The following is a 13,994-nucleotide window of genomic DNA, read 5'->3' on the forward strand; positions in this document are numbered from 1 at the left end:
CAAACGTTCATTTTCTAAAACAAATTAAATTAGCAGTTGAACCTTTTCTATTTACCTTGTACAACTACATAACTATCTTGGCCGTCTTTTGAAATTGGCTGATAGTAAACATTATTATAAATCATATATTTTTGCCCGTCTATTGTTTTCTCTTCAGATCCTTCTGGCAAATGCGTGACTATAGCTCCCACCGGCGCATTTACTACTTTATATTTTGAAGTATCTTTAGTATAATAAGTTCCTCCATAGTAATAGTAGTCAACACCAGACACATTAATGGTTACATAGCCTTTGGGCAATTCTGAAATAGTTGCTCCCAATGGTGCTGGAACAACTTTGTAACCGCCTGAATCTTTTACATAATAAACTCCATCATCATAATTGTATTGATTATCCTCAACCGAAATCACAATTGCCGCTGTAGTTAATGTGGCTGCAAAAAAACCAATCGGATACCATGTTGGCCCCCAATAATAAGGAACAAACGGATGATATATGTAAGGATACGGCACCGGATAAGGGTGAAACGGCGGCGGAGGCAATGGCCTAGGATAAGGATGTGGAGGTATTGGTCGAGGTCCGGGCGGAATTGGACGCGGCCCTGGAGGTATTGGTCTCGGCGTTGGAGGTATTGGCCGTGGTGATGGCGGATGTATGGGCATTGGTCTCGGCATCACTGCATGAGGTGTAAAATGACCAAATCGTTGTGCATTTGCAGATTCTGGAACAATCAGCATTATTACAAATATTACAGCAACAACAAATACTTTTATATGTTTTAGTAAATCTAATTTCATAATGGTAGAATTTTAGATGATTATTTTTTCGTCTCTCTTTCCTTAAGGGGAACTTTTACTGCCTTTGGCGGAGCTGCAAACTCAAACATATAATCGGGAAAATCTGGATTTACAACCCAATCTTTGTATACTGCTTCATATTGAGGTTTGTCTTTGTCATTACTATAAACTATTCCCATTTTTACAGGCAGGAAAAAATCATCGCTTCCAATCCAGAATTGAAAACTTTTGTTTTTATCTGCTCCTGCAATATGAAAACATTCCTTGTCGTCAATAATAGTTTTGCCTAAATAAATTAGATTTCCCTTTTCTGCCTTAAGATCATCTAAGAATGTTTCGTAGAAAAAATCGGCTGCAGGAAATTCAATTCCAAATTTTTTGCTGGTTTCATCAATCGTTTCTATAACCGTTTTTGGTGCTGCAGCAGTTGCATAAGTATTATTATCAAAAGAATAATAATATAAACTCTTGCCATTATACCATAAACTTCTGTTTCCTTTATCTCCAGTTGAAGTAATTTTCATTTTATCTGGAAATTTGATCGAAACTTTTTCATTTATCGAATGCTTAATTAATCCCAGACTTTCGTTAGAAATATCATAAGTCATTATCGATTTAAAACTGCATGATTTTATGTATTGTAATGATTCTGTCGTTCGATGTAAAATATAAACTGCCGCAGAATCAATTCTTGCTGTCTGGCTTTGCATTGTAATTGTTATAATAGCAAAACCGATTAAAAACATGATTTTTTTACTCATACCTATACAATTATTTAATTAACGAAAATTATATTTCTGCCGAAATAGGCAATCTTCCTTCTTTTACTGCTTCAACCAATTTATTATAATCCAATTCGTTTTGATGGGCATATGTAATCGAAAATTTTGAAATTGCATTCGCAAATTCATCTTTGTTTCCTATATATCCCGACAATATTGACGGATCTCCTGATCGCGCATGAGCTCTTGCAAGCGCCCATCCGCAGGCTTTTGCATAATCGGCCATGTTTTCTGCTTTCATTATTTCGATAACAGGTTTTATTTTGGCATCTCTAAGCTGACGAATATAAAAAAACCTGCCTCTATCATCATTTGTCCATCCTAAAAACATATCTGAAGCCGACTGCATTAACTTTTGTCCCATTACAATTCGCTCTCCCTGATGCTTGTATTTTCCTTTAATTTTTACATTGGGTTCCAAAACACTTTGTCTGGCTTCTTTAAATTGTAAAAAAATAGGTTCTCCAGTTGCGGACATTAATAAACTGATTCCGCAAAGTGTTCCAACACTTCCCACACCAACTACTTTTATCGCAAAATCATGTATTGTATATCGGCTTAATAAAACCTGTTTATCTTCAGGAAGCGATTCTACATATCGTTTATGAATTAATTTTGCTTCTCTTAAAGTATAATTTTGATCTGTTCCAGACGGATGATAAATCAATGGCGGATCATCTTTTATTTTTGCCCTAACTCCATCTAGATAAGTCATTTTTGCAAACTCTTTTTCATGTGCTGTAGATTCAGCTGCTTTTTTTATTCGTTTTTGCTGAAACTCTTTTAACTCTTCATCTTTTCCTAATTCAATAAGTTCTGCCAAATCAATATCGGCATACCAAATTTGAAGTGCCGATAATTTACTGTATTCAAGCATGTGTCTTTTATAACTGTCTGCAACATGCCAAGCAAATTCTTTACTTATTTTATTTGAAAATTTCCTCCATTTTCCTGCTATTGCAAAACTTGCAGCGAGTCTTTTAACATCCCATTCCCAAGGACCAGGAAAAGTTTCATCAAAATCATTAATATCAAAAACTAATTTACGTTCTGGAGTTGCAAAACCGCCAAAATTCATTAAATGACAATCACCGCAAAGCTGTAAATGTATTCCAGTATTTGGGGTATTAACTAAATCTGCGGCCATAATTGCCGCCGCTCCTCTGTAAAATGCAAAGGGAGATTCAATCATTCTTCGATATCGAATGGGCAATAAATCTTCAATTCGACCAATGCTGGTTTTTATTAAAATAGCAATAGGATCTTCTCGATCTTCAGGAGCTGACCATTCTTGATGAGAAGAACGAGGCACGTCTTTTCTGATCGCCGTTCCCTTATCGTAGCGTTCTGCTTTTGATGCCAAAGGATCAAATAAGTTCTCGTTGTTATCTACTGTATTTTCGGTCATAAAATGGTTTAAATTTTATTTCAATACAAACGCACCAGTATTAATATCTCAAAGTTTTATTTTTACATCTCACAACAAATAAGAATTCAATTCAAATATGAATCAAAAGTAAAAACCAAAGAATTTAAGATCCTGGAAATACAAAAGCCACCACCGCTCTTAATCCCCAATCTGGTCTTATGTTTGAATGGCCCACAATTGGTATTAAAGGCATAACCGCAAATTGCATCGTCTGCCCTCCTAATTTTGTAATCGCACCCACATTTGGGCTAACTGTAATAAGGGTTGTTTTTCCCTCCCAGTTTTGTGTAATTTCTGAAGTGATCCCTAAACTTGCACCACTTTTATAACTATGTGTCAGGAATATTTGTGTATAAAACTGATTGAAATCTGCTCTATCAGCATTTCCTGCTACAGACCAAATTTGATTGGCTAAAAAACCTATAGAAAGCCCTTTTCCTTGATGCATTACCAAAACGCTTGGGCCTATGCCGAATTTTTCTGTTCCTAAAAATTTTTCTGTAGCAGTTGGCACTAAAAAAGCAGGACCAACTCCTAAGATAATTCCTTTAGTTTTAGGAGCAAAAAATGCGGTTACAGTAGCATCGCTTAAACCAAATTCATGTGTATTTTCTCCCGTAACATCTTGCTGATCTACAACTGGAAGAATATAACGGGTAATTAAATTTAGATTATCACTCAATTTAAAAGGAACAACGGGCTGTATATTGATCTGATATTTTGATCCATTGTAAGGACCAATCCCATAAGTAAGATTATTTTGTAATGGTACACTAATTAAACTTGCTACCGGGTTTGCTAATTTATCAGCAAGTTCCTGTGCACTCGCTCCTGCCTTAGGTTCTTCTTGTGCAGATACAGCTAAAGTTGAAAGAAAAAAAATAGCACTGAATACTATTTTAGTCGTGTTATATGAGATTATAGATTTCATAGTGGTATTTCTTTTAAAAAGATTTTTAATCATTCAGAAAAGCATACAGCTTTTAAACAAAAAAGCTGTATGCTTTTTAAAAACCAACCAAAACCAATTTTATTTGTCTGCAAAAACTTTTTTCCAATCGTCTTTCATGCTTATAACATGATATTTGTATTTTGCAGCGGTATTTAATGACAAATTATCTTTTTCCTTATAATTGTATTCTCTAATAGAATCATTATGATTTACAATTAATTGAAAAGAGGGGTATTTATTTCCTGAAGAATATCTAAGCATCGCAAGATCGCCGGCTCCGCCTTCATTTCCACAGGCAAAAACAGGTCGTTGACCAATGTGTAATTGTATACCAACAGGTTTTCCTTCTTTATCATTAAAATGATCTAAAGCTGGTTCTCTTAAAACTGCATTTTTAGCATCATCAAATTTATATTTGAAAGAAGTTCCAACAACTTGATCTTTTGGAATCCCATAAAAATCCTGAGATATTGCTCTAACAACTTCAACCGTTCCACCTGTTACAATGAAAGTTTTGAAACCATTTGCACGCAAATAATTTAAAAGCTCCAATTGTGGCTGGTATCTGATTTGTTTTAGCGGAACATTTTTACCAGGATATTGGGCACCAGCAAAAAACTCTTTTGTTGATGCTTCAAACTCATCTTCGGTCATACCTGTATGAGTTGCAGCAACTAACTCAATAAGAGCCTTATCTCCTCCTTTTTCGAAGAAAGTTTTATCTTTTTCTACTACGGCCTTAAAAGGCTGTTTTTGGGCTAAAGCCGGATTAGCTTCAACCATTTTTTTCACGCGATAAAAAGCGAATAATTCCTGAACATATGGTTTTTCAGCCCAAAGTGTTCCATCGTTATCAAATGTGGCAATTCTGTTTTCTATCGGAATAAAATCTGGACTTCCTTCTTTGGTTACTTTTTCAACATACGCAATGATGTCTTTCTTTAAAGTTCCATCATTCCAACTTGGCAATGGATCACCGCTAGTCGCAATAGTTTCAGTACTCTCTTTTGGATTTGCAGTTGTATTTTCTTCTGATTTATTTTTACAAGAAACAAACAAAAATAAAAATAGAGCTGCGAGATATAATTTTCTATACATAATGTGAGTCATTAAATAGCAAAGCCCAAATTATAAGAATAACTCAGGCTTTACTTAAGATTATTACTTTATTTTTTCTTTTTAGATGTGTCTTGAACCTCTTCTTTTACCTTAGGAAGAACGTTTTTCTCTATATACTTTTGTGCTTTGATATCTTTCATAGCTTCTTCCATAATAGTATACGCAGAGAAACTTGGCGGGATTGATCTTGGAGGATATTCTTTAAACGTTTCTGCAAATACAACAACATCTTGTATAGCTCCATACATTAACTGTACGTGATTCATCTGCCAATCCCAAAAAGTATTAGATGTTATATCAGCTCTTTCAAAAGGGTCTTGGTATAAATTGAATATCTTTTGCAAACGCAATTTCGTAAATGGTTCCGCCCAAACTCCCATTGTACCTCCCAAACGCTGCTCTGCAAAAACATACTTATAATCTCCTTCTCTCAGACCAACCAAAAGACCATCATCGTCTGTGTAAAAGAATTTATCTCTGGCACTTTTTTGTGTTTTGCCTTCTAAAAATTTACTTTGATCAAAACCATCTAAATGCACTTTATAGGTTTTACCGTTTGCATTGTAACCTTTTAAAAGTTTATTAACGATATCCGGCTCTCCTGCAATTGAAGCAAAAGTTGGTATCCAGTCGTTATGACTCATTAATTCAGTAGTTACAGTTCCTGGTTTGATAACACCTGGCCAACGCACAATACATGGTACACGGAAAGCTCCCTCCCAGTTCGTGTTTTTCTCTGAACGGAATGGCGTCATAGCACCATCTGGCCATGTGTTCATATGTGGTCCGTTATCTGTTGAATACACTACAATAGTATTATCAGCAATTCCTAAATCATCTAAAGCTTTCAAAATACTTCCGATAGTTTCATCGTGTTCGATCATACCATCAATATATTCACTGTCTCCATGTGTATATCTTCCTCTATGCTCTGCTCTTACGTGTGTACGAAGGTGCATACGAGTAGCATTGAACCAGCAGAAAAATGGTTTTCCTGCCGCATTTTGTCTTTTAATAAAATCAATTGCTGCTGCAGAAGTTTCATCATCAACGGTTTCCATTCTCTTTTTAGTAAGAGGTCCCGTATCTTCAATTCTTTGTTTTCCAACTCTTCCAAAACGAGGATCTGTAGTTGCATCATCAACATTTGTTGCTGTACATTTTAAAACTCCTCTCGGGCCAAATTTTTTCAAATATTCTGGATCTTTAGGATAATCCGGCAATTCTGGTTCTTCCTCCGCATTTAAATGATACAGATTTCCAAAAAATTCATCAAAACCGTTTACAGTTGGTAAACTTTCATTACGATCTCCAACGTGATTTTTACCAAACTGACCTGTTACATATCCCAATTGTTTCATAATTCCTCCAACAGATGGATCTAACTGGCTCATACCCATTGGCGCTCCCGGAAAACCTACTTTAGTTAGTCCTGTTCTAAGACCATGCTGTCCAGTTAAAAACGCGGCACGTCCTGCAGTACAGCTTTGTTCTCCATAATAGTGCAGAAAACGTATTCCCTCGTTTGCCAAACGATCAATATTTGGTGTAGTATATCCCATCAATCCGTCGCTGTAGGCGCTAATATTGGTAGTCCCAATATCATCACCCCAGAGCACTAAAATATTGGGCTTTTTACTGCTTTGCGCATTTATCTGAACAGCTGCAAAGCATGTAAATGCAAACAATGTCATTGCATTTTTAAATTGACTTTTAAACTTGATTTGTTTCATGGTAATTGAATTCGTTAATAATTATGCTTGTCAAGAAGATTAAATAAATTCGTACAAAAATTATTTATAAAAATTAATCAGAAAAAAAAATGTTTATTAGTATCAGTCAAGTTTTTTAAATTATTGTGCGTGGGGGAATTTGCAACAATATTTTTTTAACTTTTTATTAAGCATTTCAAATTTATGCAATAAAACACGAGATGTTTGTGTTTGTACGGTTTTACTTCGTTTCATTTTATAACTTGCAACATCAAAACTGTTTTAATCTGCTACTATTTGTTTCAAATTATAGATTGCAACTTCCAAAAAAGTGCTTAATGAAGCTGTTAGAATGTTATTCTTTTAAATCAGTCTCAAAAAAAAGGGCCTAAATTTCATACATTTTTAGATTAAAAAACTTTGAAATAATATAAATTCTAAGTCGATTTCGTCAAAAAAGTAACTATTTTCAGTTCAAGTAGTCTATTTTGCAACATCAATCTGAAAGAAAAAACTTCATTTAATTAATTTACTTATTGTTACATCTTTAATTTTAAAAGATAAAACCCTACTTAAAATTGCCTTTTCTTGATTTAATATTCTAGAAAAACTACGAATACGAAAGTTTTGCACAAAAAAAAAGCCATCAAAATGATGGCTTAATTATATATAGTATGTTTTAAAAACTATTCGATTTCAGAAACTCTCATGGTGTTCACCATTCCTTTATCTTTAATTGGCATAGCAGCAAGATTAATCAAATAATCACCTTTTGCAGCATATCCTTTTTCTACAGCTATTTGATTTACATCTGTAACAGTATCATCTGTACTTTCTTCATTATCATAAAAGAATGATTTAACTCCCCATAATAAATTCAATTGTGTTAGGATTCTTCTGTTTGAAGTAAATACTAAAATGTGAGCAGTTGAAGGTCTCCAAGCCGAAATTTGGAAAGCTGTATAACCACTGTTTGTTAAAGTACAAATTGCTTTTGCCTCGATTTCATTTGCTAGTAAAGCCGCTTGGTGACAAACTGTTTTAGTAACGAAACGTTTTGTTTTAATTTGAGGTGTATTTTGTGGAACGTGAATAAGTTCTGAATTTTCTACTGCCTCACAAATTTGAGTCATTCTTTGAATTACCTGAACTGGGTAATTTCCTGTTGCAGTTTCTCCAGACAACATTACAGCATCTGCTCCGTCCATTACTGAGTTAGCAACGTCATTTACTTCGGCTCTTGTTGGTGTTAAACTTGTAATCATTGTTTCCATCATTTGTGTAGCAACGATAACAGGAATTCTAGCTGTTTTAGCTCTGCGAATTAAATCTTTTTGAACTAATGGTACTTCGTGTGCAGGAAGTTCAACTCCAAGATCTCCACGAGCCACCATTAAACCATCGCAATATGCTACAATTTTATCCATGTTCTCAAGAGCTTCCGGCATTTCAATTTTAGCAATAATTGGAATTTTAACTTCTGAATGTTTAGCGATTAATTCTTGTAAATCTTGTAAATCACGTGGTGTTTTCACGAATGAAAGTGCGATCCAATCTACTTTTTGCTCGATTGCAAAAATCGCATCGGCAATATCTTTTTCAGTTAAAGCTGGTAAAGAAATTTTTGTATTTGGAAGATTTACACCTTTCTTAGATTTTAATTCTCCACCTTGAATAACTTTAGCAACTACTTCTGTTTTTTTATCTGTAGAAACAATTTCGAAAATAAGTTTACCATCATCAAGCAAGATACGCTCTCCAACATTTACATCATTTGGGAAATTTTGATATTTCATGAATGCTTTTTTTGCATTTCCGATAATATCTTCTGCTGTAGTGAAAGTAATTTCGTCACCATCATGTACAACAGTTCCTTCTTCCATTACACCTACTCTAAGTTTTGGTCCCTGCAAGTCTCCAAGAATTGCTGTAGTATAACCAAACTCTTCGTTAAGTCCTCTAATAATATTAATTTTCTCTTTTACTCCTTCGTAATCAGCATGCGAAAAATTGATTCTAAACACATTAACCCCCGCATCGATCATATCCTTGATAATCTCTCTTGTACTACATGCAGGTCCAAGTGTAGCAACAATTTTGGTTTTCTTATTTGTTAACATTTTTTTTAAAAAATTAGATTGTTTTTTGATTTTATTTTATTGGTATCCACAGCATAAACTGCTGCAATACTTTCTATTGAGTTTAAATGTTGTTGAATTTCTGAAAAATCGACAGCCTCCTCGCTGTTTTCAATTTTCAGGAAAAAATCTACTTTCTTGAATTCAGGAAGTAAATGAATTGTCGTAGAAACCTCACTTGTTTCATTAGAAAACAAATTCTGGAAATCATTTGTACTCACAGAAATGATCTCATTTTTATTCTGAATCAAATTCCATGAAACAACCTTTTCAGAATCATAATAATAAAATCTCGAAAAATTTGCCTCGCCTTCTTTAGTTTGAGCATGGATCTCGTTTTTGCTCTTACTTAAGTTAATCGGAAGGTTTTTATTGATAAAATAAGCCAATCTATAATCTTCTAATGAAGTATGAATAGCCATTAAATAATAATCAATTTCGTCAAATTCGTCTAAATCCAATCTATGAATAGCCATGTCATGAAAAATCAAGTTGTAAATATACTACTTCTATCGGAGCATCTATACTTATGTGTCGCTTGTTTTTGTTAATTTATAAACGAAAACGATTTAGCTTTAAGAAAACTACAGCGACTTTGTAATCATTTCTTGTCAATTTTTTCTTGAAATGCAAAATAGGCTCTTTGGGAAGCTTTCTCTTCTGCTTTCTTTTTTGAAGTTGCTCGCGCTCTTGCGATTACTTTATCATCAATGCTTAATTTGACACCAAACAAGCGTTGTCCGTCAATACCATTATCTTCAAAAATGTCGTAATGAAAGATTCTCTTTTCTTTTTGGCACCATTCAATAACCAAGCTTTTATAACTAATTACTTTTCCTTCTAATCGAGCAATATCAACATAAGGAGTAATTACTCTTTTTTGAATAAATCTCTCACAATACGAATATCCTTTATCCAAATATATTGCACCAACAAGTGATTCAAAAATGTTTCCGTGAATGTTCTCTCCAAAATGCTGTACAGGTACTTTGCTTTCAACAAATTGTACTAAATTCAGATCTTTACCTAATTCATTCAAGTGCTCTCGGCTCACGATTTTCGAACGCATTTTAGTCAAATATCCTTCATCTCCATTTGGCGCTTTATTAAATAAATGTGCAGCAATTACGGCACTTAACATGGCATCTCCAAGAAATTCTAAACGTTCATAATTGATCGGATTTCCTGATTCATCTAGTTTATTTGAAGATCTGTGCGTAAACGCTTTCTTATAAAAACCGATCGTAACAGGCTGAAAACCAACTATTTTTTGAATAGTGTCAAAAAAAATCCCGTCTTCTAGAGAACGGGATTTAGAAAATATTTTTTTGATAATATTCATATACGAAAATTAGTCAGCTAATTTTTTAAACAATACACAAGCATTGTGTCCGCCAAAACCAAAAGTGTTACTCATAGCAACATTTACTTCTCTTTTTTGAGGTTTGTTTAAAGTAAGGTTCAATGATGGATCAATGTTTTCATCAACCACAGTATGGTTAATTGTTGGAGGAACAATACCATGTTGCATTGCTAAAATTGAAGCGATTGCTTCGATAGCTCCAGCAGCACCAAGTAAATGTCCTGTCATTGATTTCGTTGAGTTGATATTGATATTTTTTGCATGTTCACCAAATACAGCGCTAATCGCTTTTAATTCAGCAACATCTCCTAATGGAGTAGAAGTTCCGTGAGTATTGATATGATCAACATCTTCTGGATTCATTCCAGCATCTCTTAAAGTATTTTTCATAACTGCAATAACTCCAATTCCTTCCGGATGTGGCGCAGTTAAGTGATAAGCGTCAGATGACATTCCGCCTCCCCCAATTTCGCAATAAATTTTTGCGCCTCTGGCTTTTGCATGTTCGTAATCTTCAAGAACTAACGCTCCTGCTCCTTCTCCTAAAACAAAACCATCTCTAGTAGCGTCAAAAGGTCTTGAAGCTGTTTCTGGACTTTCGTTTCTTGTAGACAAAGCGTGCATTGAGCTAAAACCACCCATACCAGCAATGGTAACAGCAGCTTCAGAACCACCTGATACAATAACATCACACATTCCTAAACGAATGTAATTAAAAGCATCGATTAATGCATTTGCAGAAGATGCACATGCAGAAACAGTAGTATAATTTGGCCCCATATACCCATTACGCATAGAAATATGCGCAGGAGCGATATCGGCAATCATTTTTGGAATAAAAAACGGATTGAATTTTGGAGTTCCGTCACCTTTAGCATAATAAATTACTTCATCTTGAAAAGTCTCTAAACCGCCAATTCCTGCACCCCAAATAACACCAACTCTTTGTTTGTCGATATTATCATCAGTAAGTCCGGCATCTTTAATAGCCTCGTCACTAGCAGCAACAGCATACTGAGCAAATTTATCTAATCTTCGAGATTCTTTACGATCCATAAAATCTTCAATATTGAAGTTTTTTACTTCACAGGCAAATTTCGTTTTATGCTTTTCTGTATCATAATATGTTATAGGAGCCGCTCCGCTAACCCCATTCACAAGTGCATTCCAATATTCCTGGATATTATTCCCGATAGGAGTAAGTGCACCTAATCCTGTTACAACAACTCGCCTTAATGCCATAAATATGTATTTTGTACTTTAAACAAATAAAACCCACGCTTTCTTAACAGTTTTGTTACTTAAGAGCCATGGGCATTACAATATAAATATATCTTTTTGATTGAAAATCAATCGAAATTTAAATTTTAAAAAAATAATAACACCCGACTCTTAAAAATTTCAAATTTCAAAAATCAAATTCCAATTGGAATTTGGAATTTCAAAAATTGGGATTTTTAGAAATCGGGTGTGGTATTATTATTTTTTAGCTTCTTCGATATAAGAAATAGCTTGACCTACAGTAGCAATGTTTTCTGCTTGATCGTCTGGAATTTGAATATCAAATTCTTTTTCGAATTCCATAATAAGCTCAACAGTGTCTAATGAGTCAGCTCCCAAATCATTAGTGAAGCTTGCTTCTGTTACAACTTCGTTTTCGTCAACACCTAATTTGTCTACGATAATCGCTTTTACTCTTGATGCAATGTCTGACATAATCTTTAATTTTAGAATTTAATTTGTTGGCAAAAATAAAAAACTTTATTTTAAAACAACTATTTAGTTTATAAATGTGACACTAATTTATAAAATTAATTTCAAGAAAGGTCTTTTAAAGCTATTTATTTTCGTTTTTTATTCCGTTTTTTGCATTCTCAAAATAAGCACTATTATGAAAAAAATTATCGTTTTTGCCTCAGGATCAGGAACTAATGCAGAAAACATTATAAAACATTTTGCAAATACTGAAATTGCAAAAGTTGTTTCGGTTTTTACCAATAATGCCTCTGCAAAAGTTATTGAAAGAGCAAAAAATCATCAAATTCCAGTCGAAATCTTCTCAAAAAATGAACTTTTAGAGAGAAACGTATTACAAAAAATACAAAAAATCGACCCGGATTTGATAATTCTTGCTGGCTTTTTATTGAAATTCCCTGAAAACATAATTGAACACTATCCAAATAAAATAATAAATATCCACCCTGCTCTTTTGCCAAATTATGGAGGCAAGGGAATGTATGGAATGCACATACATAGAGCAATAGTAAATAATAAAGAAAAAGAAACTGGAATTTCTATTCATTATGTAAATGAAAACTACGACGAAGGAGCTATTATTTTTCAAGCAAATGTAGCATTAACCGAAGAGGATACTCCAGAAACAGTAGCCGAAAAGATTCACGAATTGGAACAAAAACACTTTCCGGAAATAATTCAGACTGTTTTAGAAGATTCAAACTCTAATATTTAAACCATATAAGTCATATAAGAATGTATAAGTTTGATGCTTAAATAACTATCGCTATATTAACAAAGAAATATAAGACAGTATTTTAAATGAACTTATATTACTTATATGGTTAATCAAAAATTAAAATGACCCAACACGAAGTACATATATATACTGATGGTGCCGCCAAAGGAAATCCAGGAAACGGCGGTTATGGCGTAGTGATGGAATTAGTGGGAACACCGCACAAAAAAGAGTTTTATGAGGGTTTTCGCCTTACGACTAATAACCGAATGGAGCTTTTAGCAGTAATTGTCGGTCTTGAAAAACTAAAAAAGCCAAACATGAAAGTTCTTGTAATTTCAGATTCTAAATATGTAGTAGATTCTGTTGAAAAGAAATGGGTGCTAGGCTGGGAAAAAAAGAAATTTGCCGGCAGAAAAAATCCTGATTTATGGAAACGCTTTTTAGTTGCTTACCGAAAACACCAAGTCGATTTTAAATGGATTAAAGGACACAACAATCACCCTCAAAATGAGCGTTGTGACCAACTGGCCGTTATGGCTTCTATGCAGCCCAAACTCTCGGTAGATGTTTATTATGAAACCATAGGTTCTAAGGAATAAAAAAAAGCATCATATAATTGATGCTTTTTTTGTACTAACTTAATTTCCTGCTTACTCTTTATCTAAATCTTTTGCTGTTTTAAATCCTGTCAAAAGTCCGATTCCTGCCATTATAAAAATAATTGAAGGGTAAACCGCTCCGTCCTGAAGAGAAGTATAAGTAGTTATAAGTAACGCAAGAAAAATTCCAACACCGCTTCCTATTAATAAGAAAGCAAAATTTACCACAAAAATTTTCCAAACTGGAACGCCGCTTCCTTTTCCCTGCAAAAAGATACTGGCATCTACTCCTTTTTCTATAAGAGCCAAACGCTCTCTATTTCTTGTTGAAAAGATTAAATAAACGATCCCGAAGATCATTAAGAAAAGACTAATTGGAATTAAAATTTTTTCGTCCATGATGTTTTATGTTTTTAATTGATTGATATACCCATATGACGAGGCTTTTTAAATTGAGGTTACAAGTTTTTGTAAAAACTTTCAAAAATTAAATTCCAAACTCCAAAAATTACTGATAATCAGTTAATTTTGAATATATTTTTCACGAGACAAACTTTGTCAAAGTTTAAAACTTTGACAAAATTCAATACTGCAATTGGAATTTCCTTTTCATATTTAGAATTTATT

General features: G+C 33.8%; 14 protein-coding genes. 2 read left to right on the forward strand and 12 right to left on the reverse strand.

Annotated features, from left to right (window positions below; all coding sequences use genetic code 11):
* Window positions 1-47 precede the first annotated feature (47 nt).
* The 11 genes from ACHRVL_RS02565 to ACHRVL_RS02615 all read right to left on the reverse strand — a co-directional run bounded on the left by ACHRVL_RS02565 (window position 48) and on the right by ACHRVL_RS02615 (window position 12,008).
* Entirely contained in the window at window positions 48-797 is a 750-nt protein-coding gene (locus tag ACHRVL_RS02565) for a DUF6515 family protein (protein ID WP_395410108.1), read from the reverse strand.
* 20 nt (window positions 798-817) lie between these two features.
* The gene (locus ACHRVL_RS02570) at window positions 818-1,558 is read right to left on the reverse strand and encodes a DUF2092 domain-containing protein (protein ID WP_395410110.1); all 741 of its coding nucleotides are present in this window, start codon (window positions 1,556-1,558) and stop codon (window positions 818-820) included.
* A 28-nt stretch (window positions 1,559-1,586) separates the two neighbouring features.
* Window positions 1,587-2,987 (reverse strand): DUF2252 domain-containing protein, encoded by a 1,401-nt coding sequence (locus ACHRVL_RS02575; protein ID WP_395410111.1) that lies wholly within the window; start codon window positions 2,985-2,987, stop codon window positions 1,587-1,589.
* Between the two features lie 124 nt (window positions 2,988-3,111).
* On the reverse strand, window positions 3,112-3,939 hold the full coding sequence (locus ACHRVL_RS02580; protein WP_395410113.1) for a hypothetical protein: 828 nt from the start codon (window positions 3,937-3,939) through the stop codon (window positions 3,112-3,114).
* Window positions 3,940-4,038: 99 nt separating this feature from the next.
* On the reverse strand, window positions 4,039-5,058 hold the full coding sequence (locus ACHRVL_RS02585) for an HAD family hydrolase (RefSeq protein ID WP_395410115.1): 1,020 nt from the start codon (window positions 5,056-5,058) through the stop codon (window positions 4,039-4,041).
* A 68-nt stretch (window positions 5,059-5,126) separates the two neighbouring features.
* Entirely contained in the window at window positions 5,127-6,812 is a 1,686-nt protein-coding gene (locus ACHRVL_RS02590) for an arylsulfatase (RefSeq protein WP_395410117.1), read from the reverse strand.
* Window positions 6,813-7,477: 665 nt separating this feature from the next.
* A complete protein-coding gene (gene pyk, locus ACHRVL_RS02595) occupies window positions 7,478-8,911 on the reverse strand; it encodes a pyruvate kinase (protein ID WP_395410119.1) in 1,434 nt (477 codons plus the stop codon).
* 5 nt (window positions 8,912-8,916) lie between these two features.
* Window positions 8,917-9,405 (reverse strand): IPExxxVDY family protein, encoded by a 489-nt coding sequence (locus ACHRVL_RS02600; RefSeq protein ID WP_395410121.1) that lies wholly within the window; start codon window positions 9,403-9,405, stop codon window positions 8,917-8,919.
* 125 nt (window positions 9,406-9,530) lie between these two features.
* Complete coding sequence (rnc, locus tag ACHRVL_RS02605) at window positions 9,531-10,271, reverse strand: ribonuclease III (RefSeq protein ID WP_089058932.1); 741 nt, start codon at window positions 10,269-10,271, stop codon at window positions 9,531-9,533.
* 9 nt (window positions 10,272-10,280) lie between these two features.
* Complete coding sequence (fabF, locus tag ACHRVL_RS02610) at window positions 10,281-11,534, reverse strand: beta-ketoacyl-ACP synthase II (protein ID WP_129023503.1); 1,254 nt, start codon at window positions 11,532-11,534, stop codon at window positions 10,281-10,283.
* Window positions 11,535-11,771: 237 nt separating this feature from the next.
* Window positions 11,772-12,008: an acyl carrier protein gene (locus tag ACHRVL_RS02615; RefSeq protein WP_007137004.1), complete on the reverse strand. Its 237-nt coding sequence runs from the start codon at window positions 12,006-12,008 to the stop codon at window positions 11,772-11,774.
* Between the two features lie 175 nt (window positions 12,009-12,183).
* On the opposite strand from ACHRVL_RS02615, the gene purN reads away from it, so the two are divergent.
* On the forward strand, window positions 12,184-12,762 hold the full coding sequence (gene purN, locus ACHRVL_RS02620) for a phosphoribosylglycinamide formyltransferase (RefSeq protein WP_395410124.1): 579 nt from the start codon (window positions 12,184-12,186) through the stop codon (window positions 12,760-12,762).
* 125 nt (window positions 12,763-12,887) lie between these two features.
* Complete coding sequence (rnhA, locus tag ACHRVL_RS02625) at window positions 12,888-13,367, forward strand: ribonuclease HI (protein WP_089058930.1); 480 nt, start codon at window positions 12,888-12,890, stop codon at window positions 13,365-13,367.
* 51 nt (window positions 13,368-13,418) lie between these two features.
* On the opposite strand, the gene ACHRVL_RS02630 is transcribed toward rnhA, so the two are convergent.
* A complete protein-coding gene (locus ACHRVL_RS02630) occupies window positions 13,419-13,766 on the reverse strand; it encodes a DUF6249 domain-containing protein (RefSeq protein ID WP_089053620.1) in 348 nt (115 codons plus the stop codon).
* Window positions 13,767-13,994: the final 228 nt, after the last annotated feature.

Source organism: Flavobacterium sp. FlaQc-28, from assembly GCF_044007415.1.
Classification (GTDB): Bacteria; Bacteroidota; Bacteroidia; order Flavobacteriales; family Flavobacteriaceae; genus Flavobacterium.

What these genes read in the sequence shown, in the direction of transcription:
- rnhA (WP_089058930.1), top strand. Translation starts at nt 12,888, where the DNA reads ATGACCCAACACGAAGTACATATATATACTGATGGTGCCGCCAAAGGA.
- pyk (WP_395410119.1), bottom strand. Translation starts at nt 8,911, where the DNA reads ATGTTAACAAATAAGAAAACCAAAATTGTTGCTACACTTGGACCTGCA.
- purN (WP_395410124.1), top strand. Translation starts at nt 12,184, where the DNA reads ATGAAAAAAATTATCGTTTTTGCCTCAGGATCAGGAACTAATGCAGAA.
- ACHRVL_RS02565 (WP_395410108.1), bottom strand. Translation starts at nt 797, where the DNA reads ATGAAATTAGATTTACTAAAACATATAAAAGTATTTGTTGTTGCTGTA.
- ACHRVL_RS02570 (WP_395410110.1), bottom strand. Translation starts at nt 1,558, where the DNA reads ATGAGTAAAAAAATCATGTTTTTAATCGGTTTTGCTATTATAACAATT.
- ACHRVL_RS02580 (WP_395410113.1), bottom strand. Translation starts at nt 3,939, where the DNA reads ATGAAATCTATAATCTCATATAACACGACTAAAATAGTATTCAGTGCT.
- rnc (WP_089058932.1), bottom strand. Translation starts at nt 10,271, where the DNA reads ATGAATATTATCAAAAAAATATTTTCTAAATCCCGTTCTCTAGAAGAC.
- ACHRVL_RS02575 (WP_395410111.1), bottom strand. Translation starts at nt 2,987, where the DNA reads ATGACCGAAAATACAGTAGATAACAACGAGAACTTATTTGATCCTTTG.
- ACHRVL_RS02630 (WP_089053620.1), bottom strand. Translation starts at nt 13,766, where the DNA reads ATGGACGAAAAAATTTTAATTCCAATTAGTCTTTTCTTAATGATCTTC.
- ACHRVL_RS02590 (WP_395410117.1), bottom strand. Translation starts at nt 6,812, where the DNA reads ATGAAACAAATCAAGTTTAAAAGTCAATTTAAAAATGCAATGACATTG.
- fabF (WP_129023503.1), bottom strand. Translation starts at nt 11,534, where the DNA reads ATGGCATTAAGGCGAGTTGTTGTAACAGGATTAGGTGCACTTACTCCT.
- ACHRVL_RS02600 (WP_395410121.1), bottom strand. Translation starts at nt 9,405, where the DNA reads ATGGCTATTCATAGATTGGATTTAGACGAATTTGACGAAATTGATTAT.
- ACHRVL_RS02615 (WP_007137004.1), bottom strand. Translation starts at nt 12,008, where the DNA reads ATGTCAGACATTGCATCAAGAGTAAAAGCGATTATCGTAGACAAATTA.
- ACHRVL_RS02585 (WP_395410115.1), bottom strand. Translation starts at nt 5,058, where the DNA reads ATGTATAGAAAATTATATCTCGCAGCTCTATTTTTATTTTTGTTTGTT.